The organism is Pseudomonas sp. BLCC-B112 (genome assembly GCF_028550695.1).
Taxonomy (GTDB): domain Bacteria; phylum Pseudomonadota; class Gammaproteobacteria; order Pseudomonadales; family Pseudomonadaceae; genus Aquipseudomonas; species Aquipseudomonas danubii.
Genome location: NZ_JAQQGK010000002.1, coordinates 322586 through 338580, shown reverse-complemented (window position 1 = coordinate 338580; position 15995 = coordinate 322586). Strand labels below are relative to the sequence as shown.

14 protein-coding genes are annotated in these 15995 nt (G+C 61.4%); 8 read left to right on the top strand and 6 right to left on the bottom strand.

The genetic code is table 11. The features are described from left to right. The first annotated feature begins 77 nt into the window (after positions 1 to 77). Positions 78 to 800: a response regulator gene (locus PQT43_RS07090; RefSeq protein ID WP_102880580.1), complete on the top strand. Its 723-nt coding sequence runs from the start codon at positions 78 to 80 to the stop codon at positions 798 to 800. Beyond that, the gene (locus PQT43_RS07085; protein WP_102880579.1) at positions 797 to 2407 is read left to right on the top strand and encodes an ATP-binding protein; all 1611 of its coding nucleotides are present in this window, start codon (positions 797 to 799) and stop codon (positions 2405 to 2407) included. The genes PQT43_RS07090 and PQT43_RS07085 overlap by 4 nt, the downstream gene beginning before the upstream one ends. On the opposite strand, the gene PQT43_RS07080 is transcribed toward PQT43_RS07085, so the two are convergent. After that, positions 2376 to 3146 (bottom strand): 4'-phosphopantetheinyl transferase family protein, encoded by a 771-nt coding sequence (locus PQT43_RS07080; protein WP_272753635.1) that lies wholly within the window; start codon positions 3144 to 3146, stop codon positions 2376 to 2378. The two genes, PQT43_RS07085 and PQT43_RS07080, sit on opposite strands and share 32 nt — an antisense overlap. Before the next feature lie 221 nt (positions 3147 to 3367). Between PQT43_RS07080 and PQT43_RS07075 the strand changes: the two genes are divergently transcribed. From PQT43_RS07075 to PQT43_RS07065, 3 genes are all read left to right on the top strand, one after another. Then, positions 3368 to 3970, top strand: coding sequence for a hypothetical protein (locus PQT43_RS07075; RefSeq protein WP_102860716.1), 603 nt, complete (start codon positions 3368 to 3370; stop codon positions 3968 to 3970). Between the two features lie 119 nt (positions 3971 to 4089). Continuing rightward, positions 4090 to 4767 (top strand): response regulator, encoded by a 678-nt coding sequence (locus PQT43_RS07070; protein ID WP_102880577.1) that lies wholly within the window; start codon positions 4090 to 4092, stop codon positions 4765 to 4767. Continuing rightward, a complete protein-coding gene (locus tag PQT43_RS07065; RefSeq protein ID WP_102880576.1) occupies positions 4764 to 6110 on the top strand; it encodes an ATP-binding protein in 1347 nt (448 codons plus the stop codon). Before PQT43_RS07070 ends, PQT43_RS07065 begins: the two co-directional genes overlap by 4 nt. A 12-nt stretch (positions 6111 to 6122) precedes the next feature. Here the strand turns inward: PQT43_RS07065 and PQT43_RS07060 are convergent, their stop codons facing one another. Beyond that, positions 6123 to 7121 carry an AraC family transcriptional regulator gene (locus PQT43_RS07060; RefSeq protein WP_272753634.1) on the bottom strand — a complete coding sequence of 333 codons (999 nt, stop codon included), beginning with the start codon at positions 7119 to 7121 and terminating at the stop codon, positions 6123 to 6125. Between the two features lie 333 nt (positions 7122 to 7454). Here PQT43_RS07060 and PQT43_RS07055 point away from each other — a divergent pair, with 333 nt between their 5' ends. Both PQT43_RS07055 and PQT43_RS07050 read left to right on the top strand, forming a co-directional pair. Then, positions 7455 to 8786 (top strand): dicarboxylate/amino acid:cation symporter, encoded by a 1332-nt coding sequence (locus tag PQT43_RS07055; RefSeq protein ID WP_102880574.1) that lies wholly within the window; start codon positions 7455 to 7457, stop codon positions 8784 to 8786. 147 nt (positions 8787 to 8933) lie between these two features. Beyond that, on the top strand, positions 8934 to 10115 hold the full coding sequence (locus tag PQT43_RS07050) for a CaiB/BaiF CoA transferase family protein (RefSeq protein WP_213665817.1): 1182 nt from the start codon (positions 8934 to 8936) through the stop codon (positions 10113 to 10115). A 33-nt stretch (positions 10116 to 10148) separates the two neighbouring features. Here the strand turns inward: PQT43_RS07050 and PQT43_RS07045 are convergent, their stop codons facing one another. Next, positions 10149 to 10643, bottom strand: a complete 495-nt coding sequence (locus tag PQT43_RS07045) for a SprT family zinc-dependent metalloprotease (protein WP_267268737.1) — start codon at positions 10641 to 10643, stop codon at positions 10149 to 10151. Positions 10644 to 10792: 149 nt separating this feature from the next. After that, the gene (locus PQT43_RS07040) at positions 10793 to 11395 is read right to left on the bottom strand and encodes a Yip1 family protein (protein ID WP_267268736.1); all 603 of its coding nucleotides are present in this window, start codon (positions 11393 to 11395) and stop codon (positions 10793 to 10795) included. A 293-nt stretch (positions 11396 to 11688) separates the two neighbouring features. Here PQT43_RS07040 and ttcA point away from each other — a divergent pair, with 293 nt between their 5' ends. Further along, positions 11689 to 12513 carry a tRNA 2-thiocytidine(32) synthetase TtcA gene (gene ttcA, locus PQT43_RS07035; protein ID WP_102880571.1) on the top strand — a complete coding sequence of 275 codons (825 nt, stop codon included), beginning with the start codon at positions 11689 to 11691 and terminating at the stop codon, positions 12511 to 12513. A 59-nt stretch (positions 12514 to 12572) separates the two neighbouring features. Here the strand turns inward: ttcA and PQT43_RS07030 are convergent, their stop codons facing one another. Both PQT43_RS07030 and arnT read right to left on the bottom strand, forming a co-directional pair. Continuing rightward, positions 12573 to 14108 carry an ArnT family glycosyltransferase gene (locus PQT43_RS07030; RefSeq protein ID WP_272753633.1) on the bottom strand — a complete coding sequence of 512 codons (1536 nt, stop codon included), beginning with the start codon at positions 14106 to 14108 and terminating at the stop codon, positions 12573 to 12575. A gap of 103 nt (positions 14109 to 14211) precedes the next feature. Then, positions 14212 to 15963, bottom strand: coding sequence for a lipid IV(A) 4-amino-4-deoxy-L-arabinosyltransferase (arnT, locus tag PQT43_RS07025; protein WP_272753632.1), 1752 nt, complete (start codon positions 15961 to 15963; stop codon positions 14212 to 14214). Positions 15964 to 15995: the final 32 nt, after the last annotated feature.

Below are 15995 nucleotides of genomic sequence, written 5' to 3'. Positions count from 1 at the left end.
GGTTATCCGTCTTTTTCATGACAAAAAGACGGGTGCTTTCTTTCCAGTGAATGCTGGCAATAAAAAAGAGGTCGAGCGTGGAGCAAGAAGCCTGGCAGGTACTGATTGTCGAGGATGACCAGCGTCTGGCTGAGTTGACCCGTGAATATCTCGAGAGCAACGGCCTGCAGGTGGCCATCGAGGGCAACGGCGCTCGGGCTGCCGCCAGGATCATTGCCGAGCAGCCAGACCTGGTGATTCTCGACCTGATGCTGCCCGGTGAAGACGGCCTGAGTATCTGTCGCAAGGTTCGGGCTCGCTATGACGGGCCAATCCTCATGCTCACCGCCCGTACCGATGACATGGATCAGGTCATGGGCCTGGACCTGGGGGCCGATGACTACGTCTGCAAGCCGGTACGCCCACGGTTGTTGCTGGCGCGGATCCAGGCCTTGCTGCGGCGCAGCGAAGCAGCGGAGCCTGCCCAGGAGAAAACCCGGCGCCTGCAATTTGGTCCTCTGGTGGTGGACAACGCCCTGCGTGAAGCATGGCTGAGCGATGTCGGCATCGAGCTGACCAGCGCCGAGTTCGATCTGTTGTGGCTGCTGGTGGTGAATGCGGGGCGGATACTGTCCCGTGAGGAGATCTTCACCGCTCTGCGCGGCATAGGTTATGACGGCCAGGACCGTTCCATCGATGTGCGCATCTCGCGCATCCGGCCCAAGATCGGCGACGACCCGGAGCACCCGCGACTGATCAAGACCATTCGCAGCAAGGGCTATCTGTTCGTTCCTGAAGCCGCCGCCGACTTGCCCTCGTGAACTCCATCTTCCTGCGGATCTATGGCGGCATGTGCGCCGCGCTGATCCTGGTGGCGCTGCTGGGGGTGCTGGCCCTGCACCTGCTCAACGAGGTGCGCAGCGAGCAGTACCGCGAACGACTGGCCCACGGCACCTTCTCGCTGATGGCGGATAACCTCAAGCCCATGAGCGAGATCGAGCGTCGCCGCGCCCTGGCCGTGTGGGAGCGGCTGTTGGGAATTCCCCTGAGCCTGAAGACCTTCAATCAGACCGACCTGGACAGCAGCCAGCGTGGCCGGGTGCTGCGCGGGCAGGCGCTGGTGGAGCAGATCGGGCCCTTTGCCGCCCGGGTCTATCGCCTGGTCAGCGAGAAGGAGCAGTTGCTGCTCAGTGCCGAAGTGCAACAGATCAGCGAGCAACTGGCCCGGGCAACCATCTATCTGCTGGCGGACGAGTTGGTACGGTATCCGGTGGCGGAGCAGCCTGAGCGTCTGGCGGCATTGAAAAAGGCCAAGGGGTTTGGTTTCGATATGCACCTGTCCACCCTGGATGCCGCCGATATGGATGAGGACCAGCGCCGACGGGTGGCCGAGGGCGATACGGTGATGGCCCTGGGCAAGGGCGGTGATTCGATCCGGGTATTTGCGGGGTTGGTGGGGACGCCCTGGGTACTGGAAATCGGCCCTCTGTATCAGATGAACCCTTATCCGCCGCAATGGCTGGTGCTGATTGCCGTGCTCGGCCTGAGCTTGATCGGCCTGATCGTCTATTTATTGGTACGCCAACTGGAGCGACGTCTCAGCGGCCTGGAATCGGCAGCCACGAAAATTGCCAAGGGCAGCCTGGAAACTCGCGTGCCGGCTCGTGGTGTGGATTCGGTGGGGCGCCTGGCGGCTGCATTCAACGGCATGGCCGAGCATTTGCAACGCTTGTTGGCGATCCAGCGCGAACTGGTGCGGGCGGTCTCTCATGAGTTGCGTACACCAGTGGCTCGGTTGCGTTTTGGTCTGGAGATGATTGCCTCGGCAAATACCGATCAGGCGCGACAGAAGTACCTGGATGGTATGGATCACGATATTCAGGACCTGGATCGTCTGGTGGACGAGATGCTCACCTATGCCCGCCTGGAACAGGGCTCGCCGGCCTTGAACTTCCAGCGTATCGACCTGGATGCCCTGATTAACCAAGTGATCAGCGAACTGGCACCCTTGCGGGCCAACCTCAAGGTCCAGCGTGGGCTGTGCCTGTCCGACGCCGAGTGCGACGGGGCCTGGGTCGAGGCCGAGCCGCGCTATCTGCACCGGGCGCTGCAGAATCTGGTGAGCAATGCCATGCGCCATGCGGAATCCCAGGTCACTGTCAGTTATCAGGTGGGCCAGTTGCGCTGTCGGGTGGATGTGGAGGATGACGGTCCCGGCGTGCCGGAAAGTGCCTGGGAAAAGATCTTCACGCCTTTTCTGCGCCTGGATGACAGTCGTACCCGGGCTTCCGGCGGTCATGGGCTGGGGCTGTCGATCGTGCGGCGAATCATCCACTGGCACGACGGTCGGGCCCTGATCAGCCAGAGCAAGAGCCTCGGGGGGGCCTGCTTCAGCCTCAGCTGGCCCCGACAGCAGGAGCCCCGCTGAGGATTGTCGGCGGGGCGGCCTTGATGGCGATCAGACTGAGCAACTGGTTGCCCTCGACCACGAACTGCCCCTGTAGCTCACTGCCGTGGTGCCATTCATCGCTCAGGTCCGTCAGTAGGCGCACTCGGACCTGGCCCTCTACAGACCACTCCAGTACTTCGGCGTGTTCGAAGTAGAAGTTTTTGTGCACCAATGGATACAGGGTCTTGTACAGGCTTTCCTTGATCGAGAAGGTCAGGGTCACCGCCAGGGCGTGCAACGCGGGGGGCAATAGGTCCCGACGTTGCAGTTCCGCCGGCGTGAGGATCTGCTCAGCCAGATTGGCCGCTCGCTCATTGCTCAGCAGCTTTTCCAGGTCTATTCCCAAGGCTCGCCAGTGCTGTTTGTCGGCGACGATGGCGGCGGCGCGGCCGGTGCCGTGGGTAATGGAGCCGCAGATATGGTCGGGCCAGATCGGCGCCCGGTCGGCACCGATCGGAGGAACCCAATCCACATTCTGCAGTTGCCACAGGGCGGCCCGGGCACACAGGCGTCCGGCCAGGAACTCGGCCTGGCGCTTGGCCACCGAGCGCTGGATGCTGGGCGGCGCTTCAATGCCGCTGCGCTGGAAATCATCCGCAGCCAATTGCCCGGGATCGAACCGAGTGCTCAGCCAAAGGGTATGGGGCAAGGCCTCCGGCAGGGGCCAGGAGGCATCCAGAGAGGTACAGCAAGCGGGGAGAGGGGGGAGTGCATTCATGGCCGCTAGTTTGCCGGGTTGAAGAGTTCGAGGGTAGCGGTGTGTGGTGCAGAGAGGGGACTCAGAAAGCTGGGCGAGAGCGTTGTGCAGGTTGAAATGCCTCAAGACAGCTAGATGGATCTGGTTCAGGCGAGGTTAAGAGTGTGTTCAGGGGGAGTTCAGGGCGGGCTGTTTACTCTAGCCCCGTACCCAAAAAGCCAATAGCGCAAAGGAAACTTCCTATGACTTCATTGAAAAAACTGATCCTGGCCTTTACCGTTCTCGGCGCCAGCGCCGCCGTCCAAGCCGCTGACAGTAACTTCGCCAGCCTGACCTACGGCCAGACCAGCGACAAGGTTAAAAAATCCAGCCAGCTCAACAGCAATCTCGGGCATCCGAACGCCGATGGTGTGATCGGCAAGGACAACACCTGGGGTGTGCGTTTCGGTCAACAGAATGACCAGGGCCGTTACTACGCCACTTACGATTACGTTTCCGGCTCTCACAATGGCATTAAACTGCGTCAGCAAAATCTGCTGGGCAGTTACGATATGTTCCTGCCGGTGACCAGCAGCACCAAGCTGTTTGGCGGTGCTACCGCCGGCTTGACCAAGCTGACCCAGGAATCCCCGGGCTTCAGCCGCGATAGCGACATCGGTTACGCGGTGGGAGTGCAGGCGGGTGTCCTGCAGCAGGTTTCACAAAACACGTCGGTGGAGCTCGGCTACCGTTACCTGCGCAGCAATGCCGGGACCGAGATGAGCGAGCGGGGCGGCAGCAAGCAAGGTTCCTTGAGCCTTACCAGCAGTGCCCAGACTTATCTGTCGGCCAACTACGCTTTCTGATAAGCGGCCTGGCCTGAACCGCGCCGGACTGTGCCTTGGGCACGGTCCGGCGCTGGCGCATTGATCGTCAGGGCGCAGGGGCGCCCTTGGAGATGTCGAATTTTGCCTGGGAGAGCGTTATGAAGTTGCTGGTCGTCGAAGATGAGGCGCTGTTGCGCCATCACCTGCAAACCCGCCTCACCGACAGTGGCCATGTGGTCGAGTCCGTGGCGAACGCCGAGGAGGCGTTGTACCAGACCGAGCAGTTCAATCACGACCTGGCGGTGATCGACCTGGGGTTGCCTGGCATGGGCGGACTGGATCTGATCCGTCAGTTACGTGCCCGTGGCAAGACGTTTCCGATCCTCATCCTCACCGCCCGCGGCAATTGGCAGGACAAGGTCGAAGGCCTGGCCGCCGGTGCCGACGACTATGTGGTCAAGCCGTTTCAGTTCGAAGAGCTGGATGCACGGCTCAATGCGTTGCTGCGGCGTTCCAGCGGTTTTACCCAGTCCACCATTATTGCCGGCCCTTTGCTGCTGGACCTGAATCGCAAGCAGGCGTCCATGGATGATCAACCCCTGGCGCTGACCGCCTACGAATACCGGATCCTCGAGTACCTGATGCGCCATCACCAGCAGGTGGTGGCCAAGGACCGGCTGATGGAGCAGTTGTACCCGGACGATGACGAGCGTGATCCGAACGTCATCGAGGTGCTGGTGGGGCGGTTGCGGCGCAAGCTGGAGGGGCCGTCGGGCTTCAAGCCGATTGATACGGTGCGCGGCCTGGGCTACCTGTTCAACGAGCGCTGCCGATGATTCGATCGCTGCGGCTGCGGCTGATGCTGGCGGCGACCACCCTGGCGGTGCTGTTCATGCTGGCGTTGCTGCCGGCCATGCAGGGGGCCTTCAGCCTGGCGCTGCAGGACTCCATCGAGCAGCGCCTGGCTTCCGACGTCACCACCCTGATTTCGGCGGCGCGGATTGAAAACAACCGCCTGCAGATGCCCGCACAACTGCCGGACGAGCGCTTCAATCTCGCCGACAGTCGCTTGCTGGGCTACATCTATGACCGAGAGGGGCACCTGGTCTGGCGCTCCCGGGCCACCCAGGAAGAGAACATCAATTACCGGCCGCGGTACGACGGGCGCGGTAACGAGTTCGCCAGAATCCGTGAAGCCAATGGCCAGGAGTTCTTCGTCTACGACGTCGAGATCAAGTTGTTGGGGGGCAAGAACGCGGCTTTCAGTATCGTTGCACTGCAACCGGTGCGTGAGTACCAGCAGACTCTGGAAGGGGTCAGGGAAAACCTCTATCTGGGCTTTGGTGCGGCGTTGCTGGTGCTGCTGGCATTGCTCTGGCTGGGGTTGACCTGGGGTTTGCAGGCCCTGCGACGCTTGAGCCAGGAATTGGACCAGATCGAGAGCGGTACCCGCCAAAGCCTCAGTGAGGAGCATCCGCGGGAGCTGTTGCGCCTGACCGGCTCCTTGAACCGCCTGCTGCAAAGCGAGCGCGAGCAGCGTAGCCGCTACCGGGACTCCCTGGATGACCTGGCCCACAGCCTGAAAACCCCGTTGACGGTGTTGCAAGGGGTCAGCGAGGACATGGCGCAACGGCCTCAGGATCGGGAGCAGGCCTGGGTCCTGCAGACGCAGATCGAGCGCATGAGCCAGCAGATCAGCTACCAGTTGCAGCGTGCCAGCCTGCGCAAGAGTGGCCTGGTGCGCCATCAGGTACGTCTGCGGCCGGTGCTGCAAAGCCTGTGCGACACCCTGGACAAGGTCTATCGCGACAAGCAGGTGCGCGTGTCCTTCGATTTGCCCGAGCGCTGCTATGTGCCGATCGAGCACGGGGCCTTGCTGGAGTTGCTTGGCAACCTGCTGGAGAACGCCTACCGCCTGTGCCTGAGCTCGGTACGCATCAGTGTGCGCGAGACTCTGGATGGTTCAGAGCTGTGTGTGGAGGACGACGGCCCTGGTGTGCCACCTGATCAGCGGGCCCGGATTCTCCAGCGTGGGGAACGTCTTGATCGCCAGCACCCAGGGCAGGGCATAGGCCTGGCGGTGGTCAAGGACATCATCGAGAGTTATGGCGCGCAGTTGACCCTGGGGGATTCAGCCTTGGGCGGTGCGGCCTTTAGGATTCACTTCCCGGCCCTGTAAAGGGCGCTTTGGCTACTGCTCCCGGGCGCGATAGGCGCCAGGGGTCAGGCCAGTCCATTTCTTGAATGCCCGATGAAAGGCCGAGGGTTCGGAAAAGCCCAATTGCTCGGCGATCTGTTGCAATGACAGGTCAGCCCGCCCCAGGTGGTAGATGGCGATGTCACGGCGCAGTTCATCCTTGAGTGCCTGAAAGCTCGAACCTTCTTCGCGCAAATGGCGACGCAATGTCTGCGGGCTGACGTGCAGGTGCTGGGCAACGCTTTCCAGGTCGGGCCAGCGCTCCTGGTCTCGGCTGAGCAGACGCCGCAACTGGCTGCTGAGGCTGTCGCCCTGGTCCGGGCGTGACAGCAGATCGGCGGGGGAGCGCTCGAGGAAGTGCTTGAGGGTACGTTCATCCTGTAGCAGCGGCATGCCCAGGTAGCGACTGTGGAACAACAGGCTGCTGTGCTCCTGGCTGAACAGCAGTGGGCAGGGGAACAGCAAATCGTATTCTGCGCCGTGTTCGGGTTTCGGGTAGCTGAAGCAGGCTTGTTCAAGGCGTATGCGCTGGCCGATCAGCCAACTGCCCAGGCGATGCCAGATCACCAGCAGGCTTTCGCTAAGAAAGTGCTCCGGGTCCCATAACTCAGAATCATCCAGGCTCAGGCGGGCCATTTCTCCTTCGTGCGTCAGACGAAGGCGCGGTGCTTGCGCAAACAGGCTGTAAAACAACAAGCCGCGATTGAGCGCTTTTTCCAAGGTGCGGCAGTGGATCAGCGCGTGGCACATCATGGCGAAGGTTCCGCGTTTGCTGGGGCCATGGCCGAAACCCAGGTACTCGTCGTCCAACGCAAGCCACAGTTGCTGCAGCAGACTGGTGAATTGTTCGGGGGCGATGCGTGCCTTGGGCTGGCTCAGCAGCTCTGGACTGATGCCCAGCTGCTGCAGAAGCGGCCCGTAATCGTAGCCGCGACGACGTGCACCGCCTAAGGCGGCACGGGCAAAGTGGCTGGCGATGGTGCGTTCGCGCATGAAGGCTGGTCCGTCCATTGAGTGGCGGATGTTAGCCAGCCCCCTATGAGGGAACAAGGCGGATATCCGCCAAACTGTAGGACGAGACTCGGTGAATGGGCGGAAATCCGCCAGCGGCGCCGGGTGCAGTGGAAGCCAAGATCGGCCTGTCCCCCTGATGTCTAAAGGCCTGTAGGGCTTTTTTACAAGGTGGCACGGGCTTTGCGATAGAGCCGGAAGATCTGCCAGCACGCAGTTCGACACAACAAATCCCTCCAGCGCAGGAGGGTTCGCACTTTAGGCACCGCATGCATCGACGGAAGCTGTATGCCGGGGCTCTTGAGGAACTTTGCAATGACGACTCGTCAGCCACTGTACAAATCCCTGTATTTCCAGGTGATCGTTGCCATCGCCATCGGCATCCTGCTCGGTCACTTCTATCCTCAGACCGGCGTGGCCCTCAAGCCCCTGGGTGATGGGTTCATCAAACTGATCAAGATGGTCATTGCGCCGATCATTTTCTGCACCGTGGTGAGTGGTATCGCCGGCATGCAGAACATGAAATCGGTGGGCAAGACTGGCGGCTACGCGCTGCTGTACTTCGAAATCGTCTCCACCATTGCCCTGCTGATCGGCCTGATCGTGGTCAATGTGGTGCAGCCGGGTGCTGGCATGCACATCGACGCCTCGACCCTGGATGCTTCAAAAGTCGCTGCCTATGTGACTGCGGGCAATGACCAGAGCATTGTCGGCTTTATCCTCAACGTGATCCCGTCGACCATCGTGGGTGCCTTCGCCAACGGCGACATCCTGCAAGTGCTGATGTTCTCGGTGATCTTCGGTTTCGCCCTGCATCGCCTGGGTGCCTACGGCAAGCCGGTGCTGGACTTCATCGACCGCTTCGCCCACGTGATGTTCAATATCATCAACATGATCATGAAGCTGGCGCCCCTGGGTGCGCTGGGTGCCATGGCCTTCACCATCGGTGCCTACGGCGTCGGCTCCCTGGTGCAACTGGGCCAGTTGATGATCTGCTTCTACATCACTTGCGTGGTATTCGTGCTGGTGATCCTGGGGGGCATCTGCCGCGCCCACGGCTTCAGCGTGATCAAGCTGATCCGCTACATCCGCGAAGAGCTGCTGATCGTGCTGGGTACCTCGTCCTCGGAATCGGCCCTGCCACGCATGCTGATCAAGATGGAGCGCCTGGGTGCCAAGAAGTCGGTGGTCGGCCTGGTGATTCCTACCGGTTACTCCTTCAACCTGGACGGCACCTCGATCTACCTGACCATGGCGGCGGTGTTCATTGCCCAGGCAACTGACACCCACATGGACATCACTCACCAGATCACCCTGCTGCTGGTGCTGCTGCTGTCCTCCAAAGGTGCTGCTGGTGTGACTGGCAGTGGCTTCATCGTTCTGGCCGCCACCCTGTCGGCTGTGGGTCACCTGCCGGTGGCCGGTCTGGCGCTGATTCTGGGTATCGACCGCTTCATGTCCGAAGCCCGTGCCCTGACCAACCTGGTGGGCAACGCCGTGGCTACCCTGGTCGTTGCCAAGTGGGTCAAGGAACTGGACGAAGACAAACTGCAGGTCGAGCTGGCGTCTGGTGGTCGTGCGATCATCGACACCCGTGAAACCGACGATCTGGGTGTGGCTGAAGGCCCGGCACCGAGCATCAAGTAAGTCTTGCTGAATATAAGAAACCCGCTACGGCGGGTTTTTTATTGCCTGGAAATTGAGCACAACGGTCAGTCCGGCTGACCGTTGTGGTAATTGTTGCGCTGCTCGCGGCTGCCTACTCTGAAGCAATCGATCAAGAGGAGAGGGCACATGCAAGGGCCGTTGGCGTCACTCAAGGTACTGGATTTCTCCACCCTGTTGCCGGGGCCGTTCGCCTCGCTGCTGCTGGCTGACATGGGGGCCGAGGTACTGCGCATCGAGTCGCCAACCCGTATGGACCTGCTGCGGGTGCTGCCGCCCCACGACCACGGTGTATCCGCCAGTCACGCCTATCTCAACCGCAACAAGCGCAGCCTGGCCCTGGACCTCAAGCGGCCCGAGGCGCTGGAGGTGATCCGGCAACTGCTGCAGGACCACGACATCGTTCTCGAACAGTTTCGCCCGGGCGTGATGGAGCGCCTGGGGTTGGGGTACGAGGCCTTGAAGGCGATCAACCCGCGGCTGATCTACGTCTCCATTACCGGTTATGGCCAGACCGGACCCTACAAGGACCGCGCCGGGCACGACATCAACTACCTGGCCCTGGCCGGGCTCGCCAGCCAGACCGGGCGTCGCGACCAGGGCCCGTTGCCTCTGGGCATCCAGGCGGCGGATATTGCCGGGGGCTCGCTGCACGGCGTGATCGGCCTGCTGGCGGCAGTGATCGCCCGGCAGCATAGCGGCCAGGGCCAGCACCTGGATATCAGCATGACCGATTGCGTGTTCAGCCTGAACGCCATGGCCGGAGCCGGTTACCTGGCTTGCGGGGTTGAGCCGGGAATGGAGCAGCAGGTGCTCAATGGTGGCAGCTTCTACGACTACTACCGCAGCCGGGATGGTCGTTGGCTATCGGTGGGCAGCCTGGAGCCGGTGTTCATGCAGCAGTTGTGTCAGGCCCTGGGGCGGCCGGAACTGGCGGTCCAGGGCTTGTCTCCCATGCCCGAGCAGCAAAGGGCCCTCAAGCAGGCCTTGCAGATCGAGTTCGAGAAACATGACTTTGCCGAGCTGTGCCAGTTGTTCGCCGGGCTCGACGCTTGTGTCGAACCAGTGCTCAGCCTGGCCGAGGCGGTGGAGCACCCCCAATTGCAGGCTCGGCAACTGCTGAGCCAGGTCCCCCGGGAAGACGGTAGCCTCCAGACCCAGATGGCATGTCCGCTGAAATTCTCCGACGGTTTGCCCGAACCGCGGCATATCGGCGCCAGGCTGGGCGCCCATTCCGATCAGGTGCTGGCGGAGCTTGGCTACAGCGCTGAACGTATCGAGGAACTGCGACGCAGCCAGGTCATTGCCTAGGCGTCGGCTTGCCGGCGAAGCGCGTTGATGCCATCACTCGACCCGGGTTTCGCCGCTGTACACCAGGGTGTGCCGACAGCGTCGGCACAGGTAGCGATGTCCCTGGGCCACCAGCTTGTGGCGTTGCGCCGAAAACGGAAAATCGCTTTCGGCGCAGGGGCAGCGGTAGATGTAGCGGGTCACGCTGCGGCGTTTGACTTCATAAGTGTGGCAACGATTGGGCGGCAGTTCATACACCCCGCGCATGATCAGTTGCCACTCCTCGCCGTGGGGCTGAATGCGTTCGCCAAACAACTGATGAGCGATCAGGTGCGCGACTTCGTGGGCCACGGTCTGCTTGAGAAAGTCTTCGCTGTTTTCCCGGTACAGCTGGGGATTGAAGCGCAGCAGGTTTTCGTGCAAGTGGGCAACGCCGGCTTTCTGGCCTCGTAATTTGAGGCTGACCGCCGGGCGTTTGAAAGGACGTTTGAAAAAGGATTCAGCGAGTAGGAAACAGTCTTCGACGCGGGTATTGAGTTGCTCGGGCATGCTTAACGGCTCTCCAGAGCGGCTGAGTATGCCGTAAAGAGCGGCTAATCCGAATCGCCCAGGCGCCGAATGGTCGCAGGAGCGCCCATTAAGAAGGCCGCCTTGCGGCGGCCTGTGTTGGCAGATGGAGGATTATTATTGGTGCGGCGTCAGCTGGTGTACACGGGGCCGACGCCCAGGCCCCAGACAATCACGGTGAAGGCCATGATCGCTACCAGCACCACCAGTCCTACCGCCAGGACCGAGCTGGAAAACAGGAATCCTTCGTCCGATGGGATGTTCATGAAGGTCGGTAGCCCGACGTAGAGCAGGTACACCGTGTAGCAGATCGCCGCCGTGCCGACGATCATCCCCAGCCACATATGCGGATACAGCGCCGCCAGGCCGCCGACGAACAGCGGTGTCGCGGTGTAGGTGGCAAAGGCGACGCAGCGCGCCAGGCTCGGGTTGGCGTCATAGGTCCGGGCCATCCAGTGGATGAAAGCACCCATCACCGCCACGCCGCCAAGCATGGCCAGGTACGACATGATGGTCATCCACAGGGCGCTTTCCATGGTCAGCATCACCGGCGCGCGGTTGCCAATGACCCAGCCGACCTGGGTGGTGCCGATAAAGGCTGAGATAGCGGGGATCGCCGCCAGAATCAGCGTGTGGGTCAGGTACATGTGGCTGATGCTTTCTTCTGCATCGCCACGGATTTCTCGCCATTCCTGATCGGGGTGGGTGAAGAGTCCTACGACATGATGAATCATGGTCAGTCACTCCTTTCATTGTTGCCATCGCCCCCCAACGGAGCGCTTACAGCCAAGTGGCACAGTCAGTATAGGTCTATATATGCATGCGACCTTATGTCGCAGTATAGGGAGGAGTTTTCGTCAGATGTGCGCACCTTTAGAGCAAATCGCGCTGTAAAACCCCAGGGTAATCGCTGTCCTGTCTGTCAGCGCGGCCCCGGGGGGCGCTACGTTTCGACGCTTTCAAGGGGACGGGGTTTTTGCGTAAAATATCCGGCTTTTCGTCACATACCTCGCGGATTCCAAGCGCCATGGGCACTCTTACGGTCAACCAGAACAAACTGCAGAAACGCCTTCGCCGACTGGCGGGCGAAGCGGTCGCCGATTTCAACATGATCGAAGAGGGCGACAAGGTCATGGTCTGCCTGTCCGGCGGCAAGGACAGCTACACCATGCTCGACGTGCTGTTGCACCTGCAGAAGGTGGCGCCGATCAAGTTCGAGATCGTCGCGGTGAACATGGACCAGAAGCAACCCGGTTTTCCCGAGCATGTACTGCCGGCCTACCTCAAGGAATTGGGGATCGAGTACCACATCGTCGAGAAGGACACTTACTCGGTGGTCAAGGAGCTGATCCCGGAAGGCAAGACCACCTGCTCGCTGTGCTCGCGCCTGCGTCGTGGCACCCTGTACACCTTCGCCGACGAGATCGGCGCCACCAAGATGGCCCTCGGTCACCATCGTGACGACATCGTCGAGACCTTCTTCCTCAACATGTTCTACAACGGTTCGCTCAAGGCCATGCCGCCCAAGCTGCTGGCCGATGACGGGCGCAATGTGGTGATCCGCCCGCTGGCCTACTGCAGCGAGAAGGACATTCAGGCCTACTCCGATCTCAAGCAATTCCCGATCATTCCCTGCAACCTCTGCGGTTCCCAGGAGAACCTGCAGCGTCAAGTGGTCAAGGAGATGCTCCAGGACTGGGAGCGCAAGAGCCCGGGGCGTACTGAGAGCATTTTCCGCGGCCTGCAGAACGTGATCCCTTCGCAACTGGCGGATCGCAATCTGTTCGACTTCACCAGCCTGCGCATTGACGACAGCGCCACGCCGCGTTTCGTCAACGTGGTCAATCTCTGATCCGCACTCGCTGAGTCTTTATCGTCATGCCGGTTGCTATCCGGCGTGGCGAGGGGGCTTCAGTCCCCGAGAGCCTGAGGAATGAAAGCAACACTGCCCTCGGCTTTTCTTTTCGCCAGCCGTTCACCGTTGGTCGGCAGTGTGCGCACCAGTTGATGATCCTTGCCCAGGTAGCCGAGCATCAACGGTTCATTCTCACGCTGTTGCACCAGGATCAGCGTGCGCTGGGGGTCCCAATGCTGGCCGCTGGTCCTGTCCAGCCAGGCCATGAAGTCTGCGCTGGTGCCAGAGCGCGGGAAGTCCTGGGTTTCGGCGACGTAGTAGAAGGGCGCTCCCTGATTCTGCAGGTACAGCGGCACTTTGTTATCCACCTCGACCATCACCATCCGCCATTGATGCCAGGGGGCAATCCGGCTTGCTTCGGCCCTGACCTGCGTGCCGAACTGGATGACACCGCCTCCGCCGTTGCTCCAGGGGTAGGCCACCCCCAGCACCAGCAGCAGAACCACCGCTGCGCTGGCAAAGCCTATGGCCCAGCCGCGTTCGCTGGGCTTGCCGCTGGCGCGTCGTTGGAGCAGGTGGCGGTTCAGCCACCAGGCCCCTAACAGCTGGGCGAACGGCACCAGAGGCAGGACGTAATAGCTGCGCCGACTGCCACTGGCAGTGAAGAACAGGAACAACAAACCCAGGGCCCAGACCAGCCAGCGCTCATTGGGTTGTAGCTGGCGCCAGTGACGCGCCGCTACCCAGAGGCCGAGTACCCAGCAGGGCGCCCAGGGCAAGGTGTAGGCCGGCAGGTAGATCAGGTAGGTATAGATCGGTCCGATATGGTCGAAAGGATCGAAGAAGCGTTGCACATTCTCCCGGAATACCAGGCTCAGCCCGCTTTCAGCGTAGGTCGGGGCGCCATACAGGTGTGAGAGCACGAACGGCACCATGTACAGCAGGGCAGCCATCAGCAACGCCAGGCACAGGCGCGGATTGAGGTGACGCTTCCAGCGTCCCTGGCTCAGCAGGTGTGGCAGCAGGATCAGCCCCGGCAGGACGAAACCGATCAGTCCCTTGAGCAGCGAAGTCGCCGCCAACAGCAGGAAGAACAGGCAATAGCGACTCAAGCGAGTGTCTTCTGGCCCTCGCCAGTACCACCACACTGCTGCCAAGACCCCGCACACGGTGAGAATGTCCGCGGTGGCCACCCGGGCCCAGAATGCAAAGTAGAAGGTGGTGGCCAGCATCCAGCCGGCGATCAGCCCGGTGCCCTTGTGAAACAGCTGCTCGCCAAGCAGGTATACCAGCCAGATGCTCAGCCACCCGGCGAGCACCGAGGACAGCCGCAGCGACCAGTGTCCCAGGCCCCCGGTCAGCCAGGCGCTGGCGGTGATCAACCAGTAGGACGGCAGGGGTTTGTCGTAATAGGGAGCGCCCTTGAGGTAGGGGTCGAAGTAGTCGCCACTCTGCAGCATCTGCAAGGCAATGTTGGCCCAGCGGGTTTCCGCCCCCCACAGCTCACGGGAGCCCAGGCCGAAGAGCAGGATCAGGGCGCTGACGCCCAGAAGCAGGATCAGATCCTTGCGTTCGCTATTGCAGATTTTCATGGGTGGGTTTGCGCAGGCCGGGTGGTGGAAGGAAAGGACCAGGAATGCCAGCGCCGATGGTGGTCGATGCTGACGCTCTCAGGCAGGCGTTTGGGCAGCTTGGTCAGGGTTGAGTGGCCGGCAGGATCAGGATCAGCATGTTGCCTTGCTCGTAGCGCTTGCCGCCCGGCGGCAGCAGGGCGACTTCTTCGTTCTCCAGTACGTCCTTGACCCGCATCACCACACCCACCGATCCCTGTTTGCGCGCGTCGCTGATCCATTGGCCAACGTCGGCCATGCTGACCTTGCGCTGGGTCGATTCAGGGTAGGCCAGGCCGTATTTCAGTTCGCCCTCGGTGTTGTACAGCGCCACGTCCGGGCGTTGCAGGCGCCAGGCCAGTGCTGAGGCCGCCCCCAGGTCGTTGCTCAGCAGGCTGCCGGTCTGCTGGAGTTGCGCAAGGTGTTCCTTGATGAACTGGTCCGGCATCTTGTTGTGCACGATCAAGCCGGGCATTCCCGCAGGCAGCAGCGCTACCAGCAGCCAGATGCCCAGGGCCGGTGCTGCCCAGTAGTTGAGCGGCCTGGAGGCCGGCAGCAGGTTGGCGATGATCCAGCCCATGAGCATGATGAACACCAGGGACAGGCTGAGCATTTCGTCGTGGTCGTACACCGGGCGGGTGATCTGGATCACCACCAGTGCCACTAATGCAGCGACGCCGATCAGTAGGTTGAGCAGACTGTTGAGGCGAACAGTTCGGGTCTTGCCTGCGCTGATCCACTGGATCAGTGCATGGCCCATGAGCACGGCCAAGGGCAGCAGGCAGGGCATGATGTAGGTCGGCAGCTTGCCGCGGCTCAGGCTGAAGAACGCCAGCGGCAGCAGCAACCACAACAGCAGGTAACCGGTGGCCGCCTGGTGCTTGTCCTTCCAGGCCTGAATCAGGGTCCCTGGCAGCAAGGCCGCCCAGGGCAGGCTCGAAACCACCAGCAGCGGCAGGTAGAACCACCAGGGGCGAGTGTGTTGCGCATTGTCGGCGGCAAAGCGGCGGATATGTTCATGCCAGAAGAAAAACCGCCAGAAATCGGGTTCATGGGCATGAATGCTCAAGACCCAGGGCAGGCTGATGGCAATCGCCACCAGCACGGCCACCAGGCCAAAGCGCAGCAACTCGCCGAAACGTCGTTGCCAGAGCATGTAGGGCAGGGCGATCAGTACCGGCAGCAGCCAGGCCAGGAAGCCCTTGGTCATGAAACCCATACCGCAGGCGGCGCCCAAGGTGCCCCAGGCCAGCAAGCGGCCGCCTGGTGTCTGGCTGTCCAGGGCGAACCAGAGCGCCACCAGACTGAGGTTGACCCATAAGGTGAATTGGGGATCGAGATTGGAGTACCCGGCTTGCCCGGCGATCAGACCGAAGCTCATGTAAAGCAGGGCGGCGGCAAAACTCTTGCGCGGGTCGTTCCAGATCCGGCGAGTGATCAGGTAAGCCAGCAGTACGCTCAGGCCGGTGCTCAGGGCCGAGGCAACACGCACGCCGAACAGGTTGTCACCGAACAGTGCCTGGCCGATGGCGATCATCCAGTAGCCGGCAATGGGTTTTTCGAAGTAACGGATGCCCATGAAGTGTGGGGACACCCAATCCCCGCGAAGCAGCATCTCCTGGCTGATCTGTGCATAGCGGGTTTCATCCGGAATCCACAGGCCGTGGCTGGTCAGCGGCAGCAGGTAGAACAGGGCGAAGGCCAGCAGCAAGGAGGCTAGTGCCCAGCGTTGGATGCCGCTGGTTGTACTCCCGCCCACGGTATAGCCGGAAGGCGTGATGCTTGTTCCATTAGCCTGCGGCGGTAAAGTGCGCTGCATTTGTGTCCTCTGAGTCATGTGTTGAAAACGGTGCTTCGCTACATTCATCA